Source organism: Polynucleobacter sp. IMCC 30228 (assembly GCF_021395205.1).
GTDB lineage: Bacteria > Pseudomonadota > Gammaproteobacteria > Burkholderiales > Burkholderiaceae > Polynucleobacter.
In genome coordinates this window covers 280,187-301,926 of the sequence record NZ_JAJVCS010000003.1, presented here as the reverse complement: position 1 = coordinate 301,926, position 21,740 = coordinate 280,187, and the positions used below count along the sequence as shown (strand labels likewise).

Annotated in this window: 27 protein-coding genes; 15 read left to right on the top strand and 12 right to left on the bottom strand. The window is 44.1% G+C overall.

Translation table 11 applies throughout. The features are described from left to right. The first annotated feature begins 121 nt into the window (after positions 1 to 121). The 5 genes from LZT21_RS07310 (at position 122) to LZT21_RS11930 (ending at position 3,888) form a co-directional block, all read left to right on the top strand. Positions 122 to 763 (top strand): OmpW family protein, encoded by a 642-nt coding sequence (locus LZT21_RS07310; protein ID WP_233923456.1) that lies wholly within the window; start codon positions 122 to 124, stop codon positions 761 to 763. 67 nt (positions 764 to 830) lie between these two features. Then, positions 831 to 1,622 (top strand): hydroxypyruvate isomerase, encoded by a 792-nt coding sequence (gene hyi, locus LZT21_RS07305; protein ID WP_233990034.1) that lies wholly within the window; start codon positions 831 to 833, stop codon positions 1,620 to 1,622. Beyond that, positions 1,619 to 2,218: a YqiA/YcfP family alpha/beta fold hydrolase gene (locus LZT21_RS07300; protein ID WP_233990032.1), complete on the top strand. Its 600-nt coding sequence runs from the start codon at positions 1,619 to 1,621 to the stop codon at positions 2,216 to 2,218. Before hyi ends, LZT21_RS07300 begins: the two co-directional genes overlap by 4 nt. A 153-nt stretch (positions 2,219 to 2,371) precedes the next feature. Continuing rightward, positions 2,372 to 2,947: an HNH endonuclease gene (locus LZT21_RS07295; protein ID WP_233923459.1), complete on the top strand. Its 576-nt coding sequence runs from the start codon at positions 2,372 to 2,374 to the stop codon at positions 2,945 to 2,947. Positions 2,948 to 3,345: 398 nt separating this feature from the next. Continuing rightward, positions 3,346 to 3,888: a hypothetical protein gene (locus LZT21_RS11930; protein WP_370634804.1), complete on the top strand. Its 543-nt coding sequence runs from the start codon at positions 3,346 to 3,348 to the stop codon at positions 3,886 to 3,888. Here the strand turns inward: LZT21_RS11930 and LZT21_RS07285 are convergent. The 7 genes from LZT21_RS07285 to mltG all read right to left on the bottom strand — a co-directional run bounded on the left by LZT21_RS07285 (position 3,869) and on the right by mltG (position 9,529). Beyond that, on the bottom strand, positions 3,869 to 4,420 hold the full coding sequence (locus tag LZT21_RS07285) for a transporter (RefSeq protein WP_233990030.1): 552 nt from the start codon (positions 4,418 to 4,420) through the stop codon (positions 3,869 to 3,871). The two genes, LZT21_RS11930 and LZT21_RS07285, sit on opposite strands and share 20 nt — an antisense overlap. Positions 4,421 to 4,432: 12 nt before the next feature. Next, positions 4,433 to 4,936, bottom strand: a complete 504-nt coding sequence (locus LZT21_RS07280) for a hypothetical protein (RefSeq protein WP_233923461.1) — start codon at positions 4,934 to 4,936, stop codon at positions 4,433 to 4,435. Positions 4,937 to 5,040: 104 nt separating this feature from the next. Beyond that, a complete protein-coding gene (locus LZT21_RS07275; RefSeq protein WP_233990028.1) occupies positions 5,041 to 5,793 on the bottom strand; it encodes an ankyrin repeat domain-containing protein in 753 nt (250 codons plus the stop codon). A gap of 2 nt (positions 5,794 to 5,795) precedes the next feature. Beyond that, positions 5,796 to 6,578 (bottom strand): TatD family hydrolase, encoded by a 783-nt coding sequence (locus LZT21_RS07270; protein ID WP_233990024.1) that lies wholly within the window; start codon positions 6,576 to 6,578, stop codon positions 5,796 to 5,798. 27 nt (positions 6,579 to 6,605) lie between these two features. After that, positions 6,606 to 7,742: a DNA polymerase III subunit delta' gene (locus LZT21_RS07265; RefSeq protein WP_233937617.1), complete on the bottom strand. Its 1,137-nt coding sequence runs from the start codon at positions 7,740 to 7,742 to the stop codon at positions 6,606 to 6,608. A 59-nt stretch (positions 7,743 to 7,801) separates the two neighbouring features. Continuing rightward, on the bottom strand, positions 7,802 to 8,434 hold the full coding sequence (gene tmk, locus LZT21_RS07260) for a dTMP kinase (RefSeq protein ID WP_233923465.1): 633 nt from the start codon (positions 8,432 to 8,434) through the stop codon (positions 7,802 to 7,804). Between the two features lie 30 nt (positions 8,435 to 8,464). Beyond that, on the bottom strand, positions 8,465 to 9,529 hold the full coding sequence (gene mltG, locus LZT21_RS07255) for an endolytic transglycosylase MltG (RefSeq protein WP_233990022.1): 1,065 nt from the start codon (positions 9,527 to 9,529) through the stop codon (positions 8,465 to 8,467). A gap of 20 nt (positions 9,530 to 9,549) precedes the next feature. On the opposite strand from mltG, the gene LZT21_RS07250 reads away from it, so the two are divergent. Then, the gene (locus LZT21_RS07250; RefSeq protein WP_233990020.1) at positions 9,550 to 10,596 is read left to right on the top strand and encodes a folate-binding protein YgfZ; all 1,047 of its coding nucleotides are present in this window, start codon (positions 9,550 to 9,552) and stop codon (positions 10,594 to 10,596) included. Positions 10,597 to 10,613: 17 nt separating this feature from the next. Beyond that, complete coding sequence (locus LZT21_RS07245; protein WP_233923468.1) at positions 10,614 to 11,471, top strand: NRDE family protein; 858 nt, start codon at positions 10,614 to 10,616, stop codon at positions 11,469 to 11,471. 7 nt (positions 11,472 to 11,478) lie between these two features. On the opposite strand, the gene LZT21_RS07240 is transcribed toward LZT21_RS07245, so the two are convergent. Then, a complete protein-coding gene (locus LZT21_RS07240) occupies positions 11,479 to 11,964 on the bottom strand; it encodes a PaaI family thioesterase (RefSeq protein ID WP_233923469.1) in 486 nt (161 codons plus the stop codon). A 79-nt stretch (positions 11,965 to 12,043) separates the two neighbouring features. On the opposite strand from LZT21_RS07240, the gene LZT21_RS07235 reads away from it, so the two are divergent. From LZT21_RS07235 to LZT21_RS07215, 5 genes are read left to right on the top strand one after another with little or no spacing between them, the layout of a single operon-like run. Beyond that, complete coding sequence (locus tag LZT21_RS07235) at positions 12,044 to 13,546, top strand: YdiU family protein (protein ID WP_233990018.1); 1,503 nt, start codon at positions 12,044 to 12,046, stop codon at positions 13,544 to 13,546. An 8-nt stretch (positions 13,547 to 13,554) separates the two neighbouring features. After that, on the top strand, positions 13,555 to 13,977 hold the full coding sequence (gene msrB, locus LZT21_RS07230; RefSeq protein WP_233923729.1) for a peptide-methionine (R)-S-oxide reductase MsrB: 423 nt from the start codon (positions 13,555 to 13,557) through the stop codon (positions 13,975 to 13,977). Between the two features lie 5 nt (positions 13,978 to 13,982). After that, positions 13,983 to 14,522, top strand: a complete 540-nt coding sequence (locus tag LZT21_RS07225) for a septation protein A (protein ID WP_233923471.1) — start codon at positions 13,983 to 13,985, stop codon at positions 14,520 to 14,522. After that, positions 14,519 to 14,800: a BolA family transcriptional regulator gene (locus LZT21_RS07220; RefSeq protein WP_233923472.1), complete on the top strand. Its 282-nt coding sequence runs from the start codon at positions 14,519 to 14,521 to the stop codon at positions 14,798 to 14,800. Before LZT21_RS07225 ends, LZT21_RS07220 begins: the two co-directional genes overlap by 4 nt. A gap of 4 nt (positions 14,801 to 14,804) precedes the next feature. After that, complete coding sequence (locus LZT21_RS07215; protein ID WP_233923473.1) at positions 14,805 to 15,611, top strand: peptidylprolyl isomerase; 807 nt, start codon at positions 14,805 to 14,807, stop codon at positions 15,609 to 15,611. Here LZT21_RS07215 and selD read toward each other — a convergent pair. Continuing rightward, a complete protein-coding gene (selD, locus tag LZT21_RS07210; protein WP_233923474.1) occupies positions 15,605 to 16,702 on the bottom strand; it encodes a selenide, water dikinase SelD in 1,098 nt (365 codons plus the stop codon). The genes LZT21_RS07215 and selD overlap by 7 nt on opposite strands. A 21-nt stretch (positions 16,703 to 16,723) precedes the next feature. Here selD and gloA point away from each other — a divergent pair, with 21 nt between their 5' ends. After that, a complete protein-coding gene (gloA, locus tag LZT21_RS07205) occupies positions 16,724 to 17,110 on the top strand; it encodes a lactoylglutathione lyase (protein ID WP_233923475.1) in 387 nt (128 codons plus the stop codon). A gap of 47 nt (positions 17,111 to 17,157) precedes the next feature. Here gloA and LZT21_RS07200 read toward each other — a convergent pair whose 3' ends face one another. Continuing rightward, a complete protein-coding gene (locus LZT21_RS07200) occupies positions 17,158 to 17,364 on the bottom strand; it encodes a hypothetical protein (protein WP_233923476.1) in 207 nt (68 codons plus the stop codon). A gap of 7 nt (positions 17,365 to 17,371) precedes the next feature. Further along, positions 17,372 to 17,737: a hypothetical protein gene (locus LZT21_RS07195; RefSeq protein ID WP_233923477.1), complete on the bottom strand. Its 366-nt coding sequence runs from the start codon at positions 17,735 to 17,737 to the stop codon at positions 17,372 to 17,374. Between the two features lie 173 nt (positions 17,738 to 17,910). Here LZT21_RS07195 and LZT21_RS07190 point away from each other — a divergent pair, with 173 nt between their 5' ends. Both LZT21_RS07190 and LZT21_RS07185 read left to right on the top strand, forming a co-directional pair. Beyond that, positions 17,911 to 19,128, top strand: coding sequence for a DUF3443 family protein (locus tag LZT21_RS07190; RefSeq protein WP_233990016.1), 1,218 nt, complete (start codon positions 17,911 to 17,913; stop codon positions 19,126 to 19,128). A gap of 415 nt (positions 19,129 to 19,543) precedes the next feature. Beyond that, on the top strand, positions 19,544 to 20,758 hold the full coding sequence (locus LZT21_RS07185) for a porin (protein WP_233990014.1): 1,215 nt from the start codon (positions 19,544 to 19,546) through the stop codon (positions 20,756 to 20,758). A 74-nt stretch (positions 20,759 to 20,832) separates the two neighbouring features. Here the strand turns inward: LZT21_RS07185 and LZT21_RS07180 are convergent, their stop codons facing one another. Then, complete coding sequence (locus LZT21_RS07180) at positions 20,833 to 21,708, bottom strand: S8 family serine peptidase (RefSeq protein ID WP_233990012.1); 876 nt, start codon at positions 21,706 to 21,708, stop codon at positions 20,833 to 20,835. Positions 21,709 to 21,740 lie beyond the last annotated feature (32 nt).

Sequence of the window (21,740 nt, the reverse complement as noted above, 5' to 3'; positions counted from 1 at the left end):
CAACTACCTCGGCACCCCTTAATTGCTTGTGGGTTTGATTTAAATCAAAATTAGAAACTTTTAAAAATTTAGACTGATCTTAGTAAAGAAAACTTAGTCTAAATTAATAAAGGAGTATGAGATGAGAGTTAAATCATTGGTAGTTGCTTTAGCTACTAGTTGTATGCTAGCTCCAGCAATGGCGCAAGCACAGGCGCAAGAAAACCCATGGATGATAAGAGTTCGTGCGGTTTATTTAGATTGGGCTAATGGTCAATCGGGCGGTAATGGCGCAGTGCAATCATTAAATGTTCAAGCCGAAAAAGAGTGGATTCCCGAGTTAGATATTACTTATTTTTTCACCAAAAATATTGCTACTGAACTGGTGCTAACTTATCCCCAAAAAGTAAAAATTAATGCCGGTGCAAATCAAGCGAATGTGGGCACCATTAGTGCTTTGCCACCTTCCCTAGTCTTGCAATATCACTTTACTGATTTAGGCGCCTTTAAACCTTATGTCGGAGCAGGTATCAACTACACTATTTTTAGTAATCGCGCTAATTTTCCTGCCTTAAATAATAGTGTCACGGTTAATCAATCAAGTGTAGGTTTTGTCGGACAAATTGGCTTTGACTACATGTTTGATAAAAATTGGGGCATGAATGTTGATCTAAAATACATCACCATGTCAACTGATGTACAAACGGTATCGGGAGGTACTAATTTAGGCACTTTAACCCTTAATCCATGGACACCAGCAGTGGGAATTACGTATCGCTTTTAAGAGTCCCGACTGAGGGGGCATAACGGTATGGCGGGCCTGGTTTCTCGGGCTCGCTACAATACCAAATATGCCCCAATTTGCTGCTAATCTTTCATTGCTTTTTAATGAGGTTCCTTTTTTAGAGCGCTTTGAAAAAGCCTCTCAAGCTGACTTTAAGGCGGTTGAATTTCTGTTTCCTTATGCGTACGCTGCCGAGGAAATTAAGACCCGGTTAGATCAATATCATTTAAAGATAGTTTTACATAACCTACCACCAGGTAATATTGAAACTAATGAGCGGGGTATAGCTTGCCTGCCAAATCGCATTGAGGAATTTCGTTTAGGTGTCGCTACGGGCATTCAGTACGCAAAAATCTTAGGTGTTCAGCAGCTTAATTGTTTAGCGGGTATTGCCCCTAACGATATTGATGCCAAGTTATTACGTCAAACACTTATTGCTAATTTGCAATATGCCGCTAAAGAATTTCATGCTGCAGGACTGAAATTATTAATTGAACCCATTAATACCTTTGATATACCAAACTTTTTTTTATCTCGTACCGAGCAAGCCATTGCAATCTTAGATGAGGTAGCCGCTCCGAATGCATTCTTACAATTTGATATTTACCATGCGCAACGGATGGCAGGGGAGCTAGCCAAGACTATAGAGTTATATTTACCGCGTATTGCCCATATGCAACTAGCTGACAACCCTGGCAGAAATGAACCTGGCACCGGAGAAATTAATTACTATTTTTTATTTGAGCTAATTGATCGCTTGCAATATTCTGGCTGGATTGGCTGCGAATATAAACCCCTGACAAGTACCGAAGCAGGGTTGAGTTGGATGAAGCGCTTGAAGAATGATTTGACACAATGACAAAAGAAATTTTGCAGTTAGTCTATTTACATGGCTTTCGTTCTTCACCCAACTCCTCTAAGGCAAAATTAACTGGTGCGGCTGTGCAGGCAAAAATTGAAGATGGGGCTGCGCTGCAATGGTTTTGCCCCCAACTGCCGCCATCACCCCAAGGTGCAATTAATTTGGTACTAAACCACTTGCAAAACGCAAAGCCGGCAAACGTTGCCATCATTGGCTCTTCGCTGGGTGGGTTTTATGCGAACTGGCTGGCTGAGTATCTGGGCTGTAAAGCCGTAGTTCTTAATCCGGCCGTCTATGCTGCACGCGAATTAGCGCCTTATGTTGGCCAGTTAACGCAATATGACAGTAATGAGCCCTTTGATTTCAAGGCTGAGTATATCGATGAATTAAAAGCATTACAAATTACCCAAATAACCATGCCCGAGCGCTATTTTTTAATGGCCGCTAAAGGCGATGAGTTGCTTGACTGGCATGAAATGGTCGATTTTTATGCTAGCGCGCCTCAACTGGTGCTAGATGGCAGCGATCATGGTCTAAGTGAATACAGCCTCTACCTACCTCAAGTACTGGATTTTGTCTGTGCTGGTCGCTAAGCCTAAACCCCTTCTTTAATCCCTCTTAAGAGTGCGGAATAGGAGCGCAAATGGCATTCATTGATAGAGCCACCACTTTTCTGTAAGATAGGGGCGAAGGTTCGTTTTTAAGGGTCTTACCTTAATGCAAGCGAATCGCAGAAAGGAGCTGTTGTGCTTAGTATTTTGAAGTTAGATGCTGGTGGCATTCCCCAATGTTGGGTGAATGCTGAAGAGGCTACTAAGCATTACGCCGATAAAAGTGTCTTATGGACACTGGGTGACCCAATTGCAGTCATGCGCGGGGGTATTTCTCGCCTTACTGGTCAGCAATCTATCATTGAGTTGCACTCTATTTTAGCCGTCAAGGGCTCTGCACGCATTAATCTTTTTGATGTGATTCCTGCAATTACCAAACGCAAGTTATTTAGGCGTGATCGCGGGCTATGTGCATATTGCGGGCAGGGCGTTACAGAAAATGATGCTGAAGCAGAGCATATTATTCCGAACAGTCGTGGTGGCAAATATGCGTGGATGAATTTAGTCATCGCCTGTCGGCCTTGCAATCAACGCAAAGGCAATCGCACCCCTGAAGGTTCTGGTATGAGCTTGCTGTATGCCCCATACACACCTAGCTTATACGAAGATATGATTTTAAAAGGCCGCAATATTTTGGCTGATCAAATGGATTTTTTGGCTGCTAAATTACCTAAAGAAAGTCGCTTGCTGGAAGGTGCTTTCTGGGATTAAGAGTTCTATTAGGCGCACTATTAATCTCTTTAGTTGCGCACTTTATTATATTTATTGGCTTACCTTTTATTTCTTTTGGCAATCAGCTTGCTACGCCAGAAGAACAAACTATTCAAGCTGTTCTAAAAGTTGAAAAGGTTCAGCCTATTGAAATTAAACGCGGACAAAAGAAAAAGCTCGCCCCCACCGTCTCATCAAGCGGTAATTCATCTATTAGCTCAAGCCCTAGCGGTACTGAAACAGAAGGAGAGGAGGGTGGCGTAAGTCAAAAAGGGCAGGCTTTTCGCTTACCCAGCTCGGCTACCCTTTTTTATGATGCGTATGCCGATGGACAAATAAACCAAACTGGAAGAGTTGATTGGGTTGTTAATGACGGTGGATATCGGCTTTATATTAATGTGCCGTTTGCCTTTGTTGGCCCGTTTGTTTTCGAGTCGCGCGGCGTGGTTGATAAATATGGTCTAGCACCAGCCATTTATTGGACTCAGCGTGGTGAAAAACCACCTCGGTACTCGCGTTTTGATCGTGACGATAAAGGTGGGGGGAAAATGTTTTTTACTGAAAAGCCTGAATTTACTCCCGATATTTTGCCTGGTACCCAAGATCGTTTTAGCTTGATGTTTCAGCTAGCTTCTTTACTCAATGGCAGCGAAAAGATTGATGAAGCAGGGGTCGTGCGCGAAATTCCCGTGGTCGATTACAACACACTTGAAATGTGGCAATTTCTGAGTTTTGGCGAAGAGTTGAAATCAGATGCAATTCCTTCCTTAGGTCAAACAGCAGTTCGTCACTATCGCTTAATTCAAAGGGCCAGCGATCCATATAAACGGCAGGTCGATATTTGGTTAGCAAAAGATTTGGAATGGCTACCTGGCCGTGTTCGTACCTTAGAGGCGAATGGCAGGGTGTTTGAATTGGTATTTAAGCAGCGGGCAGATTAATATCGGCACTTTTAGCTGAGTTAGTGCGCCGGCTTATTAGAGTACCCAGCATATTGAACAAAGCTGCTCCCGACATCGAGGCGGCGAAGATGCCCGAGAAGGCAATCACAATCGGTAGTATTCGCCAGCTCTTAGCAAGCTCAAAGCCGCCAAATCCTACGGTGACATACATTTCGCCAGCAAAATAAAATGTTTCTGGATTCGAGGGAAAAATATTGAGTGGAATTAGGGCGTAAGTCCACAGCACAATGTCCATCAGATGCCCTAAAATAATCAGCACAATAGCGACAAAATAAGCCACAAAGGCGGCTAACCGAAAGCCATAAATATAATGGCCGGCAATGCGATAGTTATCTACTAGCCAACTGCGAATAGCATTAAAACAAATAACGACGAGCAGTACATAGACGCCATGAAAAGTCAGCATCAAACCAACGAAACCTAATATCCAATAGATTTGCTGATTGCCGATATCTATATATATTTGCTTAAATAGCTCAGTCAGCGAAGGCAGGTAGTTTAGTAGGTCCATTAATTTAGGGTGTTATTCATCTTTATTTGGCCTGGTAAAGGTGGATACTAATAAGGTGTAGAGCGCTGACCCAGAAATGGCCACTGCAAATAAGCCCGAAAAGGACAGCAAAATGGGCAACATATTCCAATTTGGCCCGAGCTTAAAGCTGGGGTCGTTATGGTCTAAATTGGTATACATTTCCCCCGCAAAATAAAAGGTTTTTAAAGTGCTGGGGAAGACCTCTAGGTTAACCATGGCATAGGTCCAAATAAAGATATCCAGTAAATGACTTACAAAGATCAATAAAATAACTGAGAAATAGACCAAGACATCCACTTGTTTTTGGTAACGATTAATATTGTGTTTATTGATCTGATGAAAGGCCGTCATGATCAGCAGTACAAGCATGCCATGGATTAACACTACCAGCACGGCCACAAAAATCATAAACTTCATTTCAGGCCTAACCAAATCAACAGCAATCTCATTCCATAGATGAACAATATTGGGAAGATTGCTTAGAAACTCAGGCATGAGCAGTGGCAGTGAAGGTAAGGGTTAGGCGGGATTAAAAGAAGATCTATTTCTTATTTGACATAATAATGATTATACGCATAATAGATTAGGCTAAGCCCATGTTACTTACTCTGCGGCAGCGCCACCATATGGGTATATTTTTGCTTATAAAGCTTCTGCCAGCGACTTGAAAGCCCTTCACTAATTTCGCGTTGCCCAAAGAAATCAGCTACATCAATCGCCGTAAAGCCCTGATGATTCACTATTTGCATATCAGCGCCGTTCTTGAGCAAGACGCTTACGGTTTCTATATTGCCAGAACGCACGGCCATCATTAAGGGCGTTGTATTGCTTTCAGAAAGTGCATTCACTAGCGCGCCTTGCTCAAGTAAATAGGTAGCAATATCTGTTTGACCAGATGATGCCGCGTAATGCAATGGCGTCCACCCAGATTGATTAAAGATCGCCGCTTTATTTTCAACCAAATACTTCACTTCAGGCATTAACCCAAAGATCGCGGCCATCATTAGGGTGGTTTCACCATTTCGATTAGTGGCATCGATATTAATTTCTGGTGAATCCATTAAAAGATACAAAACTTCAATAGAACGGTCGTCTAAAGCCAGTATTAACAGGGGTGTGCCCTTGGCATCGCGCATATTAGGACTAATTAAACCTTGCTGTAACAACGCTGTCATCCCCCTCACATCATTAAATTTAGCTGCCTTAATGGCATCAAGCTCATAAACTGGGGTTTGAGCCAGGGAATAAATCGGCATTCCTAGGCCCAAAGCAAAATACAAGCTCAAGCAGCCCAACAGCCGCAACGACGGCAGCAAAAATGGCTTACGAAAAATAGTGACATTTAACTGCATATTTATGGTCTATCTAACTGAAAACAATGAAAAAAATTACTGGACGTTTGCTGTGCTACGGTCTCAACTGAAACCCCTTTCAGGTGCGCAACAAAGCGGCCCACATCGGCTACCCAAGCTGGCTCATTGGTTCTACCGCGATGGGGAACAGGCGCTAAATACGGCGAATCGGTCTCAATTAACATATGCTCTAAGGGCAACTGACGGCAGGTTTCTTGCAGATCCTTAGCATTTTTGAAGGTCACAATTCCTGAAAAAGAGATGTAAAACCCCATTTCAATGGCAGCTAGTGCCACTGCCGTACTCTCGGTAAAGCAATGCATCACCCCGCCAACGCGCCCTGCTCCCTCCTCTTGCATAATGCGCAGCGTATCTTCTGCGGCAGAGCGGGTATGAATAATGAGGGGTTTATTGGCCCGTATGGCCGCCCGAATATGGATGCGAAAGCGTTGGCGCTGCCATTCCATCGAATCATAGGTGCGCTCTCCGCTACGGTAATAATCTAAGCCCGTTTCTCCCAGGGCAATTATCTTTGGGTGCTCTGCTTCCGCTACCAAGAAATCTTCAGTTGGTTCGGGGGTATTTTCATAATCAGGATGCACCCCTACCGATGCGTATAGATGCGCATAGGTTTCGGCCAAGGCCTTAACGGCAGGAAAATCAGGTAAATCAACTGAAATACAGAGCGCATGACTAACCCCGGCAGCAGCCATATTAGCCAACACCTCAGGCATGCGATCACGATATTCAGGAAAATCAAGATGACAATGTGAATCAATAAACATCAGGGCCAATCAACATATTTTGATAGTTCAATCGCTAAAAATATTTTGGTATTGCAGCAACAAGGCTTCCATTTGTATGCGCGTAGCAAGGGGATGATTTTCATGGCGCCGAGCTTGTAAGAGCATTTTCCACCAGCGCATTAATTTTACTAGACGCACTTGCTTGGCTAGCACCTTCAAGACCTCAGTGTGCTTAGGGTAATAACGCACCACATTCGCTTGCGAAAGCCCTTGTAGGTCTGCACACCAGCGTTGCAAAGTGATTAATAAAATGGGAACAGGCGCTTTATGAATTTTTTCGGCAATACTAAGCCAATCAATCTGAATTCCATTTGCTAGGCCCTGTAACAAACTTTTTGTGGCCAAGGCACCCAGCAGCAACTCATCTTTTTCGTCTTCACTACTTCTAGCTAGCAGGGTTTCATAAACGGTAAATGGGGCACCGCCGAATTCATCATAAAGCGCCTCTATTTCAGCTGTAGATATTGCGTTGAGTTTTTCGGTAGCGAGTTTATTTTGCAGCCAACTAAGCCCAATGGCGCGCTCAGGCTTTGGTGCTTGCAAGAGTCGGCAGCGCGAGCGAATGGTTGGCAGAACCCGATCAAGTCTAGCGGCCACTAAAATAAAAATAGTTTGGGGTGGCGGCTCTTCCAAAGACTTAAGTAAGGTATTGGCTGCATCGGGCTTTAATTGCTCCAGGGGCGAAACTAAGATCACCCGATTACCTCCTCGGTGGCTACCGAGCCCCAATGAGCTAATAACGCTACGTGCTTCAGCGATAGCAATAAAACGCTTTTCTTTTTTATCGGTCGCTTCCGCATCGGCTTCATCATCGCGGGCTTTAGTAGTTCGCACTGGTGCATCGGCTTGACCGCCTTCGAGTGCTGCTTGGGGCAAATACTTATGCTGTATTTCAGGAACGAGCGCCATGAAATCGGGGTGATTGCCAGTGGCAAACCACCGACATGCCTCACATTGCTGGCAAGGCTTACTAATATTGGGTTCTGCGCATTCACACAATAAGGCTTGGGCAAGATGGATCGCAAAATCATATTTGCCAATACCTGCTTGCCCATAAATAAGCACTGCATGGGGAAAGGCGGCGAAAGGTAATTCGCCCCATAGGCCTTGTAGCCAAGGAGCAATGGGTTGATTAAGGCTCATAGCTTTTATTCATTGTTAGCTATTATAGTTAAAATTAATAATAAAATTATGCATATAAATCATATATTTACATCAATATTTTGAAGCTTTTTCCAGATTACCTCAGGGGTGTCGCGCGCATCTAAAACACGAAAACGCTCAGGTTCTGCTCCTGCACGCCGCAGATACTCTTGGCGAACGCGTTCAAAAAAGGCGAGGTCCAGACGTTCAAATTTATCTGGCGTTCTTGCCTGTGAGCGCCTCGCTTCTGCAACTTCACTGGGCAAATCAAATAAGAAAGTCAGATTAGGCTGCAAGAGCTTCCCTGCCCTGCTTTGTACCCATTGTTCGAGTTGGCTGAGTTTTTCAACGCTTAAGCCCCTCCCCCCACTTTGGTAAGCAAAGCTGGCATCGGTAAAACGATCTGAAATAACAATTTTTCCCGCCGCAAGGGCCGGTTCGATGATCTGGGCTAAATGCTCTCGCCGAGCCGCAAACATCAACAAGGCTTCTGTTTCAAGATCCATTGGTGCATCGAGTAGCAGCATTCTTAATTGCTCGCCCAAAGTGGTGCCACCAGGCTCACGGGTAACTAGCACCTTACGTGCCGGAAATTTAGCACGTAAAAAATTGGCATACGCTTCAATGTGCGTGCTTTTACCGGCGCCATCGATGCCTTCAAAGCTTATAAAAAAACCAGGTTGATTCTGCATGCGGGTAAAAATAATGGTGGTCTAGTGAAATTACGGTTTACTGGGTAAGGTAGTTGCCGCTTTTGCTGGCAATCGTTGATATTGGGTTACAGCGCGTTCGTGCTCAGGTAGGGAAGTTGAAAAATAGCTGCTGCCATCGCCTTTGGCCACAAAATAAAGCGCACTACTCTTAGCGGGCCCAGCAGCTGCAAATAGCGACTCTCGACTGGGCATAGCAATAGGGGTTGGGGGTAATCCGCGGCGCATATAAGTATTGTAGGGATTGTCGCGGCGCAAATCCGATTTACGTAAATTCCCATCAAATTTTGGGCCTATGCCATAGATGACGGTTGGATCAGTTTGAAGCAGCATACCCTTTCGCAGGCGATTATCGAATACCGCTGCAACTAAGCCACGATCAGCGGCTTGACCAGTTTCTTTTTCAATAATGGAAGCCAAAATTAATAAGGCATAGGGGTTGGACACGGCAATTTGAGGGGTACGTTGCTGCCATGCCAACTGCAATTGTTTTTGCATTGCACTAGCCGCTAGTTGATAAATGATTAAATCACTTTCGCCGGGATCAAACACATAGGTATCGGGGTAAAAAAGTCCCTCGCCGCTGGGATAATTGAGATTTAATTTCTTCAACAATGCTTGATTATTTAAGCCTTGCGTTTGATGGTCTAAGGCTGGATTAGCATCAATGACAGCACGCAGTTGCCAAATCGTCATTCCTGGAATAATGCTAAGGGTTTCACGCACCCGATCACCCCGCGCCATTTGCAATAAAACGTCACTGGTGCTTGCGCCCACTGGAAATAAATAAGTCCCAGGCTTTAATTTAGCACCGACCCAAAGAGCGCGAGCGGCGAGTTGAAAAAACCAAGGATTTACGCCAATGCCCTGTGCCTGCAGCTGTTTGGCAATGCTGTGCACCCCCGATTGCGGCGCGATCCGAATGCGCCATGGCTCTTGGGCTGCCCCACCGGTAAATTGCGCGCGCGTGGGCACAAGGCCAAAGGTAAATATGTTCACATAAAATAAAATCAACAAGACCAGCAGAATTAAAGCAATCGATTTGAAATAATTGCTTTTAGGACATTTTTTGTGCATCAGGCTATGATAAAAGCAGAATGACTCTTTCCTCAATAAATAACCCAACCCTTGCCGCTGGCTCTGCTACTTTAGATCAGTGGGGCTTAATCTGTATTCAAGGGCTAGATGCCAGCCATTTTTTGCAAAATCAACTTACCAATTCCGTCGAGGGCTTAACAGCGATACCACCAGGCAAGGTGGCGACAGGACCTCAAGAAGTTCGGCTCATGGGCTACTGCACCCCTAAAGGCCGTTTATTAGCAAGTGGCTGGCTAATTTTGCAGCAAGCCGCAGAGCCAAGCTATTTTTTATTTCTTTCGAAGGATATTGCTGCTGCTTTTGCGAAACGTTTGGCCATGTATGTCTTACGCGCTAAAGTACAAGTGCGTGACGTGAGCAATGAATGGCTAATTAAAGGCAGTTGGCAACAGCTAGGCGAGGGGAACCTCAACCCTGGTAGCGCTCTAGGGCTTCCAAATGAGGCAGTGATTTTATCGCTGCCCCCTTCTCAAATCATGGCTGAAGATCTCAGACTTTCTTTTACCCGTTCTCTAATGGCTATTCCCGTAACTCCTAGCGAGCCGAGTTCTATTGAATGTGCAAATCACGCTGCTGACATGTGGAACTTTCTTGAAGTCATGAGCGCTATACCGCGCATTGTGTTGTCCACTCAAGATCAATTTGTGCCGCAAATGATTAATTTTGAATCGGTGTATGGCGTTGATTTTAAAAAGGGTTGTTATCCCGGCCAAGAAATTGTCGCACGTAGCCAATATCGCGGAGTTATCAAACGGCGTTTGTACTTAGCCTATAGTGATAGCAAATCACTGAAAGTGAGCCCCGCCCTTGTGCAACCAGGGGTAGAAATTTTTCATTCTCAAGATCCTACCCAGCCTGCTGGAATGGCGGTTCTATCTGCCCCCAATCCATTTAATGCAGAGCAGGTCTGTTTTCAGATCGAATGTAAGTCCGAGTTAGTTCATAGCACGCTCGCAATTCCTACCGAGCATTTACATTTGGGCACGGCGAATGGGCCACTGTTATTTTTGGGGGAAAAATTGCCTTACCCCTTGCTAGAAATTTAATCTGGCATATTATCGTTATGTGCCTCATTTTATTCGCTTGGAAATCTCACCCTAAATACGCTTTAGTCGTGGCTGCTAATCGCGATGAATTTTATGAACGCGATACCGAAAAAATGGCTTGGTGGCCAGAAAAACCGCATCTTTTAGCGGGCCGCGATCGCGCAGATGTCCTTGGTAATCCTGGTACTTGGTTTGGCTTCACTAAAACAGGTCGCTTTGCCGCGCTGACTAACGTAAGAGCGCCGAGTGAAAAAAGGCTTGATGCCAGAACCCGCGGTGAGTTACCGATGTTATTCCTCAATAATGCCAATCGACCTGATACATTCATTGAACACCACGCTAAACAATTTGATCAATATAACGGCTTTAACTTACTAATGGCTGATCTAAGTGATCCCGTTAATGCTGAAATGCACTGGGTTAGTAACCGCTTAATGATGGGCAAATCGATTCGACCCCGCAAAACCTATCCTAAACAAGCCTTAGATGCTGGTGTGTATGGACTATCAAATGCCATGCTTGATACCCCTTGGCCTAAAGTCAATCATCGGATTGCCGCATTTGCACAAGCCTTAGCAATGGATCAAGGCGAATTAAAAAATGTCGACCCCTATCTGCGTTTGCTAGCCGATACACATCAGGCTAGTGATCAAGAATTACCGAGTACTGGGGTCAATATGGAATGGGAAAAGGCTTTGTCAGCTGCTTTCATACAGACCCCAAATTACGGCACGCGCTCAAGCACCATCTTAAGGGTTCGTCATGATGGCGCATTTGAAATGGTTGAGCGTCGCTTCGATGCCAAGGGTACGATTGGCCATGATGTCGTTACGGGCGGCTTAATCGGAGCCTCGGGTTCAAACCTCTCGGTCTAGCGCTCACTTACGCTTTACGTTCGTCCACTTCAATCACCCGTTCGCCCTGCGCATTACGGGTTGGTAAGCGCTTAAGAAACTTGAATGTGCCTGTAGCCATACAACAAATAGCCCCTTGATCATCGTATAACTTTGCCTCACAAAATGCCATGGTGGCGGTGGCATGCACGGTATCTGCCTTCACCCGCAAAATACCCTTAGCCGCTTGCAAAAAATTATTCTTCAGTTCAATTGTTACTACACTACGATCGCCTGGATCTGCTGAACGGGCTGCAACGGCCATCGCCACATCCATTAGCGTTAGTAAAACGCCGCCATGCGCAACATTCCAAGTATTTTGATGCTCGGGCCGTAAGGCGAGCAAAATTTCGCCACGACCCATTTCGGCTTTTAAAATGCGTACTCCTAATAATTTAAGGAATGGCACATCCAGCTCTTCGCCTAAGTGGGCTAGCTGGCTAGAAATGGCAGTTAAATTAGCATCAGTGGTCATAGGGTCTCCAAATTCACAATAGCATAAGGCTTTCTAGCGCGGTCAGCAAAAAGGCTCAAGTTAAGCTAGAGTCCATTGCATGGCATTTATTTTATGCGGTGAAGCAGTTAAGCAAACCGTCACCCCTACCCCTTTACCCGACCCCTATTGGGTCGCTTTTTCTACCGATGCGGCAAAACTCATCGGCTTGAATCTCACGTCCGATCACTTGCCAAGCGACCCTGCATGGCTGCAAGTATTAGCCGGTAACACCTTAGAAGTAGCCGATCGGCAATTCAGCGAGCCCACGGCAACTGCGTATAGCGGTCATCAATTTGGCATGTGGGCAGGCCAGCTTGGCGATGGCCGGGCAATTTTATTGGGCGATATTCAAGGGCAAGAAATCCAACTGAAGGGCGCTGGCAAAACACCCTATTCCCGCATGGGTGATGGCCGCGCAGTACTGCGCTCTTCTATACGTGAATATCTGTGTAGCGAAGCGATGCATGCCCTGGGTATTCCCACTACCCGTGCTTTAGCGGTAGTCGGCTCAAAAAAAACAGTGGTACGCGAAACCCTTGAAACTGCTGCAGTCTGTACGCGCTTAGCCCCCAGTTTTTTACGCGTTGGGCATTTCGAACATTTCGCTTCCTTACAAATGCACGCAGAGCTACAAATACTTGCTGATGATTTAATTCGTAACTTCTATCCCGCTTGTGCAGACTCAACAACGCCCTATTTAGATTTATTTAAAGCAATTTCAGCTCGCACCGCAGAACTCGCAGCGCAATGGCAGGCGGTTGGTTTCTGTCATGGGGTACTGAATACAGATAACACTAGCTTGCTAGGTTTAACTATGGATTACGGCCCGTTTGGCTTTCTCGATCAATTTCAAATCAATCATATTTGCAATCATTCCGATGCGGGAGGTCGTTACAGCTATCAGCGCCAACCCCAAATTTTGCACTGGAATATGGCCTGCCTTGCCAGTGCAATGCTGCCCTTAATAGAGCAAGAATTAAAGCAAGCTAACCCAACTCAGTCTGAAGCAGACTTAAGCAATGCAGCGCAAACCACCCTACGCAGCGCACTTGCGCTTTATCCCGATCTTTATCAAACCGCATGGGAGAGGCATTTTCGCGCAAAGCTAGGTTTACTTGAGATCCAATCTGAAGATGTAGCTTTAATTGAGGCCTTACTGCAATTAATGCACGATAACCAAATTGATTTCACGACATTTTTTCGACATCTAGGCGACCTCAGTGCGCTACCTAGTAACAATCAAAATAGCCCCTTACGAGACCTATTTTTGAACCGCGCTGGTTTTGATGTCTGGCTTGAACACTACCGAACACGCTTACAGCAAGAACACAGCAACGATCAAAAACGCCAACAACGCATGAATCTAGTTAACCCCAAATTCATCCTGCGCAATCATTTAGCGCAAGCAGCTATCGAAGCAGCGCAAGCAGATGATTTTTCGGAATTAACACGCTTAGCCACTATTTTGCGTAAGCCGTATGATGAGCAATTAGAATATGATGCTTATGCCCAACCTCCCCCACCCGAATTGAATGCCATTGCGGTAAGTTGCTCCTCTTAAAGTGAGATATTGATATGAAGAAAACTGATGCAGAATATAAAAAAGAGTTAAGTGATATTGAATATCGCGTCACTCGCCAAGCCGCTACTGAAGCCCCTTTTACTGGTAAGTATTGGGATCACTGGAACCAAGGCGAATACAAATGCGTATGTTGTGGCACCCCCTTATTTGTTTCGAGCAGTAAATTCGATGCAGGTTGCGGTTGGCCTAGCTATGATGCGCCAATGGTTGCAGAGGCTATCGTCGAACACAAAGACACAACCCATGGCATGACGCGTACTGAAGTGCGTTGCGGCAATTGCGACGCCCATTTAGGGCACGTATTTAATGATGGTCCTACCGATACTACTGGCTTACGCTATTGCATCAATTCAGCATCACTAAAGTTTGAGCCTAGCCAAAATGCCCAAACCATTACAGAAAAGAAATAAAGTTTATGAAATTTCTATTCGATTTATTTCCTGTCATTTTATTTTTTATTACTTTTAAATTTGCTGATATTTATGCAGCAACTATTGTGGCGATGGTGGCAACGATCGTGCAAATTCTTTGGGTTTATTATCGCCACCGTAAAATCGATGCCATGCAATGGGCTAGCTTAGTATTGATTGTCGTCTTTGGTGGCCTCACTATCTTCCTACAAAATAAAGTTTTTATTCAACTTAAACCAACCGTTTTATATTGGCTCTTTGCTGCAGTTCTACTTATTAGTGCGCAGTTTTTTAAAAAAAATTGGATTCAAGTTGTCATGGGTAAGCAGGTTACCCTTAAGCCATTGCATGCGAATACCTTGTGGGGTAAGCTTAACTTAGCTTGGGTGCTCTTTTTTTTAGCAATGGGCTTTTTAAATCTGTATGTTGCTTTCCAATTTTCTGAAGATACTTGGGTCAACTTTAAATTATTCGGCAGCACGGGTTTATTAGTTGTTTTCATTATTTTGCAAAGTATTTGGCTTGGCAAGCATATCGAGTCATGACCCCAAATCAATTACGCATCCAACAATTTACTGCCGACCTAGAGGCGGCGTTTGTCATAACTAATTTACACATTGAAGATGAAAGCCATATGCATGCGGGGCATGCTGGTGCAGCAAGTGGTGGAGGCCATTTTCGCGTCACTTTAATTGCCCCAGAATTTACCGGTCTATCCCGCGTAGCGCGTCACCGGCTGGTGTATGATGCTTTGCAGAAACACATTCCTACTGAAATTCACGCCTTAGCTATTGTTGCCCTAACCCCAGAAGAAGCCATTTAAGATCATGTCATTTACACGCTCAAATCCCCCCCTTGCCCTACTCTTTTCCGCCATTTGTCTTGCTTTTGCCATACCCCTAGCGCATGCACAAAATGCCGCAATTGTGAATGGCAAAGCTATTCCCTCGGCACAGCTAGACGCTTTAATTAAAAAATCAGGCCAAGGCGATGATCCTAAAATTCGTGAACAAGGTCGCGAGATGCTCATCACTCGTGAACTCATTTTGCAAGAAGCCGATAAAACTGGGGTTGCGCAACGCCCTGATGTACGCGAACAAATTGAGCAATCCAAGACTGGTGTCCTCGTTGCCGCAGTATTTCAAGAGTACATCGAAAAGGAAGGGGTTACTGAGGCCGATTTAAAGTCAGCTTATGAAAATATGAAAACGCAATACAGCGGCAAGGAATATCACGTCGAACATATTTTGGTCGAAAAAGAAGCCGATGCCAAAGCAATCATTGCTCAAATTAAAGGCGGCGCAAAGTTTGCCGATATTGCTAAAGCAAAATCAAAAGATCCTGGCTCTGCCCCCAATGGCGGAGATTTAGGTTGGGTTGGCGAAAAAGCATTAGTGCCTGAATTTTCTAAGGCCATGGTGGGCTTAAAAAATGGCCAAATGACCGACAAGCCCGTTAAAACTCAATTTGGCTGGCACATTATTAAAGTCGATGAATCGCGCGAAGCAAAAGTGCCTAGCTTTGATGAAGTCAAAGATCAGCTTAAACAAATGATTATTTCAGATGAAGCATGGCAAAAAGCGCAGTTTGCTGAAATGATGAAAAAACTACGAGCAAAAGCAAAGATTCAATAAACCTTTAGCTTCATTACTGGGGCTGGGCTGTTTAGCTCAGCGGCTGGTTCCTTAGTCAAAAATTGACCTATTTGGCCAGCATCACAAAACCCCGCTTGATTTAGCGTTGCCAGCACCTGTGGCGCAGTAGCTGGTGTACAACTAATTAACAGTCCGCCACTAGTTTGAGGGTCTGTTAACAGGGTCTGTACTTGCGCAGTTGAAAGCCCTTGTTCATGGCCTACTGCATTGCTAAGCGCTATCTCACCACCGTAGCTTTGCCAATTGCGCAAGCTTGCACCAGTTGAATATCCCTGCTTAAGATAGTCAACTGCCAAAGTAATCAAGGGAATAGCTGCAAAATCAAGTTGTAATATCAAATTAGCTCCCCGAGCCATCTCAAGAGCATGACCTGCCAAACCAAAGCCAGTTACATCGGTCATGGCCGTAACGCCTTGCAACTTCGCAATACTTGCGCCAATACTGTTTAATTGCGTCGTCAAGCGCAGCATTTCAGCATAAGCATCATCACTCAACACCGCATTTTTTAAGGCCGCAGAAAGAATACCAATGCCTAGTGGTTTGGCTAATATTAATTTATCCCCTGCTTTGGCGTTGCAATTTTTACGAACAAACTGAGGATGCGCCAAGCCCATCACCGCTAAGCCGTAAATTGGTTCGGGGGTATCAATTGAATGGCCGCCAGCAATTGTGATGCCCGCAGCAGAGCAAACACTTTGCCCCCCTGCCAGAATTCGCCCAATAGTTTCCGCAGGCAATTTGTCAATCGGCATTCCCACAATGGCTAAAGCCAAAATTGGCTCACCACCCATGGCGTAAATATCTGAAAGCGCATTCGTAGCCGCAATGCGCCCAAAATCGAAGGGGTCATCAACAATAGGTGTAAAAAAATCAGTGGTAGCTATTAATGCTTGCTGATCATTCAGGAGGTATACCGCTGCATCGTCCGCCGATTCATTCCCAACCAGCAATTTAGGATTGGGCAATGGCAAAGGTACATCACGCAAAATTGTTGCTAATAAACTGGGGGAAATTTTGCACCCACAACCCCCGCCATGGGCATATTCAGTTAATCTAATTGGTGTAGTCATAAACGCAGTATATTGTCTCCTATGATGATCCTCCACACCATGCTACGAGTCGGTAACCTAGCCCGATCGATCGACTTTTATACCCAAGTCATGGGTATGAACCTATTGCGTACAACCGAGCGCCCCGACCAACATTATTCATTGGCTTTTGTAGGCTTTGGTAAAGGTAACGCCGATGGCCAGGCAGAAATTGAACTAACCCATAACCACGGGGTAGAAGGCTATGAAATGGGCACGGCCTATGGCCACATTGCCATCGAAGTACCAGATGCCTATGGTGCCTGCGAAAAAATTAAAGCCGCTGGCGGGGTCATTACCCGCGAAGCTGGGCCCGTAAAAGGAGGTGCTACAGTAATCGCATTTGTAGTAGACCCCGATGGCTACAAAATAGAGTTAATTCAGCGCTGAGAATTCGGGCCTAATCAGGCCTGAGCCAGAACCCAAGCAAACAAAATTTAGCGCCAACCTTTTAATTCCATGCAGTTAATCCATTGCTTATGATGAATTCCCGAGTTTTGCTCGGGATAAGCCAATTGACAATCAGCAATGTCCTGATTAAACGTCTTCGCATTATTTTTAGATGTATCTAAGTTTTGCGTTGGTATTTTGGCGCATGCTACCAAAACCAATGCTGAAAAGAGTAGGCTAAAAATTAATTTCATATTAATCCTAGATTTTTTTATTACTAACTGTAATGCACTGCCCAGTAAAGCGTTGCTCGCTAGTGTATTCACCCCGCTTCATTAAGCTATATTCATTTAGTACGCCAGTAGTACGATTGTATTTCACTTTAAAGTCGTGTTCATCGTATGAGGCAGTGCTAATTTCTTCGCATTCAATCTGCTCTGCAGACCAAATTTGGCATGGTATTGAGCCCTTGGCCTTCTTATCAATAAATTCAAACGTTTGACGCTTTACTTTCTCAGCCTCAGCCGTTTGATTATTTGCCGTGTAGTAATTTTTAATCAAATAGTCGCCAGTACATAAAAGGCGAAAGCTACCCTCTTCTTTTTTACATGCCGTTAAAAGCAGCATGATACTAAGCAATAAGTAACTACAAAAAGAATAAATATTTTTAATTGAATAACCTTTAAAGCTAAAAAAGAAATTTCTCTAGTCTAAATTTAGGGTAAACCTGCATGTAATTTGCAAATTATTGGGCTAGAGTGGGGCATGCTTACTAACTGCCGATTATAAATCGATCAATCATGAAATCAATTTATTCTCGCTTTAAGCTGCAATGCTTATGTAGTATTGGCGTTGCTATCAGCATTATTTCTTGCGGTGGAGATAATAATAATACTTCGAGTACCGCGCCAACAAACAGCCGTAACACGGACTATGAAAGCGTAGTATTAGCCGCAAATTCACTTAGTGTAACGATAGCAGAGGGTCTAAATGGTCAATCTAATATTCCCTTCGTAAGCGTTACTATTTGCGACCCAGGCACATATAACTGCAAAACTATTCATAATATTATGCTCGATACCGGATCTCAGGGTTTACGCATTTTTGCTTCGGCAGTGAAGTCGCTCAATTTGGGATTACCATCACCAAATATTTATGAATGCGCTCTTTTTGGCTCTGGTGTTACATGGGGTGCCGTAAAAGTTGCAGATATACGTATGGCAGGTGAATTAGCGAGCTCAATGGCAATACAGGTCATTGATGATAGCAATAATGGCATTGTTCCTAGTGCATGTAGCAATGGGCAACCCACTAATCAAACTCCAGCTGCCATGGGTGCAAATGGCATTATTGGAGTCTCTAACACCCTCTACGACACTGGCCCTTACTTTAATTGCATTCCCAGTGCGGCTAATGCTTGCGAAATTACTCCACCGCCCAATTATCAAATCCAAAATCCAATTGCTGCATTTGCGGTAAACAATAATGGGCTTTTAATTCGCTTGCCACAAGTCAGTGCAAGTGGTGCACCTACAGTCACAGGGTCAGTCATTTTTGGTATTGACACTCAAGCAAATAATGCATCAAACGGGGCAAACTTTATTCCCGCAAATAGTAATGGTTACTTTACAACTATTTTTAACGGTATTGCTTACTCGCAAAGCTATATTGATAGTGGCAGTAATGCCCTTTATTTTGTAGCTGGAAGTAATAGCAATGAATTATCGATCTGTTCAGTTGGAGGCTTATACTGCCCTGCCAGTACCAAAACTTATACCGCTACAATGACATTACAAAACAATACTACAAGCACGGTAAATTTTTCAGTTGCAAATGCAAATAATCTTGGCGTTACTAATCATGCATTTAATAATCTAGCCGGCCCCATACCAGCCGCTGGTGCCCAATCATTCGATTGGGGTCTGCCCTTCTTCTTTGGTCGAACCGTTTATGTTGGCATATCTGGCAAAACAAGCAATGCAGGCACTGGCCCCTACTTTGCCTATACCGATAATTAATTTGATTTTTTTAATGGTGCAACAAAATAAGTCGTAGTCATGTCAATTTTGTTGAGCGGAGAATTTTGCGAATCAGCGTAAGGCCCCATAACTAAGCTAACTTCAATCAGCGGTTACTGGTCGTTGCACAAAATTTAGAAAAAACTACTATCCACATACGTCTTAATTCATTAATATCAACGTTGTTTGGCTTGGGAATATTTTTTTCTACAAATGAACTAATTGCACTATTTGGCGCTGCGTCACAGAAGCTTCGAGCTGCAACGCTCACTAAAACAAACACTATTAAAATTGAAACTATCATCCATATCAGTTTTTTGCTCATTTTAATATTATAAAGGAAATTAGCGCTCTTATTAATTTTATCGATATGATGTTGAGATACAAACAATAATAATATCTGGATTAAATCTAGTTGAATAAGTCGATTTTTACTATTGCGGCATGCAGCGTACTTAGCATATATGTAAGCAAAGCCAGTGCGCAGTCAGGCGTAACAATTTATGGCATTGTCGATGTGGGCTATATTAATATAAAGACTAACGGCACCACCATTATTCCTGACGAAGCTACCAATACCGTGGTGTTTGGTAACTCAGCACAACAGACCAGCCGCTTGGGATTTAAAGGTACTGAAGATTTAGGCGGCGGTGTCTTTGCTTTTTTTACCCTTGAAACTGATATGCAGCCTGCCAATGGCTTCCTTTCGCACTGGCAAGATCGTCAAAGTTTTCTTGGTCTAGGCGCGACAAGTTTGGGCCAATTTGCAATTGGTACCCAAAATACCCCAATTTATAATCAATTAGCTGCAACCGATGTGGGTCATACCAACAATACCCCTGGATCGGCTGTTTACCCTATTTATTCCAAAGGCGGCACGCGTGCAAATGGCACATTCGATGATAATGCTGGCGTTGGTGGCGTTAGCATTGCTTTAACCACCAGAACACACTCAACCTTATCATTTAAAACCGCAGATGTATCTGGTTTTACGCTAGCAGGAATCGCTATTATTCGTAGCGATACTTTGAGCGCTCAATCAAAAACCGAACCCGTGCCGATTAAAAATAGTACCAGTGGCTGGGGGATTTCCGGACAATATATTCAAGAGAAATTTTATCTAGGGGTAGCATATCAGGCACTTAAATCACAAAATCTAGGTTACGGTTGCGCGCAGCCTGGCGCCTGTCCATCTACTGCATTTACACCAGATCCGAAGGTTTGGGCTTGGGCAGAAGGAGGTGTAAATACTCAAGATAACCAATATTACGCTGGAGCAACTTATGACTTTGGCTATTTCAAAACTTATTTGCAATTTGTTAATCGTAAGGTCACCAATCTGCTTGATGCTTCATATACCCTTTCAAGGTCTGCGCAACAAATTGGGCTTAGGGGGTTTTTTACTAGCAATATTGAAAGCTGGGCCAATATTGGTAATGGGCAATACACTACCTACGGAATTAATAGCCCCTCTTCAAAAATAAATGCTTGGCAAATTGGCGCCAATTATTACCTTAGTAAACGCACTAATTTATATGCTATTTATGGCATTGATAAAGGAGGAGCGACCAGCATTTATTCCGCAACTAGCGTTAGTTCATTTGCCAGTGGAGTGCGAGTTCAATTTTAGTAAACAATGTAAGCTGATAGTTACAGGCGAACTTTGCCCTTGGGGAGATCAGAATTGACGGCAAATGAATATATTTATTTAAGCCCACCGGCCGAACTTAAGGCCGCAGTTAAATCTACTTGACCCTTACCGTAGATTACTGGATCCCAACCTGGTTTAAGAACTGCGGTATTTAAGATCGCAGCTGCAATTTGTTCGCCAGTAGCATTCGGATATTTTTGCTTAATAATTGCCGCATATCCTGCAACTCTTGGGGCTGAATAGGAGGTTCCTGAATAAGGGGTGGTTGATGTTCCGTAGTCGACTACAAACCGGTCCGCTGCTGCTCCTGCTGTTGAAGAATAAGACGCAATATTTCCATCAGCTCCTAATGCGCCAACTAAAATTAAATTACTTTTATAGGCGGAGTTATAAAGTGCCGCAGTCTCACTTTTATTTAAAGTTGGCTGACCATCATTGCCCGCTGCCATCGTAACTACGATACTAGGAACTGTGGTGGGGGCGGTTATCGCGGTACTAGAGGTTCCAGTAGTATATGCACTGAGATTGAGCGTTTGACCATTACTCATCCCAGCTAATGTGTTTGAGATTATTCCAATCCAATTTGAGGTGCTGACGGTTGCCGCGTAAGTTACAGGTACCAAGGTTGCATAAGTTGCTACTCCACCGGATCCAGCAATAATTCCATTTGTGACCGTTTGATGTGATGCTCCGTCAGGATTAGAATGCGTTGACCAATCTAAATTTAAAGCAGTAGAACCTTGACCTGTATACCCTGCAAGATATGCTGCTTGAACTGCTGCAGTTTGATAAATTGAACAACATCCTGCTGGAAGTGAAGCACTTGACGATGAACTGCTCGTTGATGAACTATCACCTCCACCGCCTCCACAAGCAGCTAGTAATATTGATATAAATGTAAGCAGCGCGTACACAAGGTGCTTTGTCATATAAGCCATTCTAAAATTTAGAATTGTTTAGC

What these genes read in the sequence shown, in the direction of transcription:
- LZT21_RS07310 (WP_233923456.1), top strand. Translation starts at nt 122, where the DNA reads ATGAGAGTTAAATCATTGGTAGTTGCTTTAGCTACTAGTTGTATGCTA.
- hyi (WP_233990034.1), top strand. Translation starts at nt 831, where the DNA reads ATGCCCCAATTTGCTGCTAATCTTTCATTGCTTTTTAATGAGGTTCCT.
- LZT21_RS07300 (WP_233990032.1), top strand. Translation starts at nt 1,619, where the DNA reads ATGACAAAAGAAATTTTGCAGTTAGTCTATTTACATGGCTTTCGTTCT.
- LZT21_RS07285 (WP_233990030.1), bottom strand. Translation starts at nt 4,420, where the DNA reads ATGGACCTACTAAACTACCTGCCTTCGCTGACTGAGCTATTTAAGCAA.
- LZT21_RS07280 (WP_233923461.1), bottom strand. Translation starts at nt 4,936, where the DNA reads ATGCCTGAGTTTCTAAGCAATCTTCCCAATATTGTTCATCTATGGAAT.
- LZT21_RS07275 (WP_233990028.1), bottom strand. Translation starts at nt 5,793, where the DNA reads ATGCAGTTAAATGTCACTATTTTTCGTAAGCCATTTTTGCTGCCGTCG.
- LZT21_RS07270 (WP_233990024.1), bottom strand. Translation starts at nt 6,578, where the DNA reads ATGTTTATTGATTCACATTGTCATCTTGATTTTCCTGAATATCGTGAT.
- LZT21_RS07265 (WP_233937617.1), bottom strand. Translation starts at nt 7,742, where the DNA reads ATGAGCCTTAATCAACCCATTGCTCCTTGGCTACAAGGCCTATGGGGC.
- tmk (WP_233923465.1), bottom strand. Translation starts at nt 8,434, where the DNA reads ATGCAGAATCAACCTGGTTTTTTTATAAGCTTTGAAGGCATCGATGGC.
- mltG (WP_233990022.1), bottom strand. Translation starts at nt 9,529, where the DNA reads ATGCACAAAAAATGTCCTAAAAGCAATTATTTCAAATCGATTGCTTTA.
- LZT21_RS07250 (WP_233990020.1), top strand. Translation starts at nt 9,550, where the DNA reads ATGACTCTTTCCTCAATAAATAACCCAACCCTTGCCGCTGGCTCTGCT.
- LZT21_RS07245 (WP_233923468.1), top strand. Translation starts at nt 10,614, where the DNA reads ATGTGCCTCATTTTATTCGCTTGGAAATCTCACCCTAAATACGCTTTA.
- LZT21_RS07240 (WP_233923469.1), bottom strand. Translation starts at nt 11,964, where the DNA reads ATGACCACTGATGCTAATTTAACTGCCATTTCTAGCCAGCTAGCCCAC.
- LZT21_RS07235 (WP_233990018.1), top strand. Translation starts at nt 12,044, where the DNA reads ATGGCATTTATTTTATGCGGTGAAGCAGTTAAGCAAACCGTCACCCCT.
- LZT21_RS07225 (WP_233923471.1), top strand. Translation starts at nt 13,983, where the DNA reads ATGAAATTTCTATTCGATTTATTTCCTGTCATTTTATTTTTTATTACT.
- LZT21_RS07220 (WP_233923472.1), top strand. Translation starts at nt 14,519, where the DNA reads ATGACCCCAAATCAATTACGCATCCAACAATTTACTGCCGACCTAGAG.
- LZT21_RS07215 (WP_233923473.1), top strand. Translation starts at nt 14,805, where the DNA reads ATGTCATTTACACGCTCAAATCCCCCCCTTGCCCTACTCTTTTCCGCC.
- selD (WP_233923474.1), bottom strand. Translation starts at nt 16,702, where the DNA reads ATGACTACACCAATTAGATTAACTGAATATGCCCATGGCGGGGGTTGT.
- gloA (WP_233923475.1), top strand. Translation starts at nt 16,724, where the DNA reads ATGATGATCCTCCACACCATGCTACGAGTCGGTAACCTAGCCCGATCG.
- LZT21_RS07200 (WP_233923476.1), bottom strand. Translation starts at nt 17,364, where the DNA reads ATGAAATTAATTTTTAGCCTACTCTTTTCAGCATTGGTTTTGGTAGCA.
- LZT21_RS07195 (WP_233923477.1), bottom strand. Translation starts at nt 17,737, where the DNA reads ATGCTGCTTTTAACGGCATGTAAAAAAGAAGAGGGTAGCTTTCGCCTT.
- LZT21_RS07190 (WP_233990016.1), top strand. Translation starts at nt 17,911, where the DNA reads ATGAAATCAATTTATTCTCGCTTTAAGCTGCAATGCTTATGTAGTATT.
- LZT21_RS07180 (WP_233990012.1), bottom strand. Translation starts at nt 21,708, where the DNA reads ATGACAAAGCACCTTGTGTACGCGCTGCTTACATTTATATCAATATTA.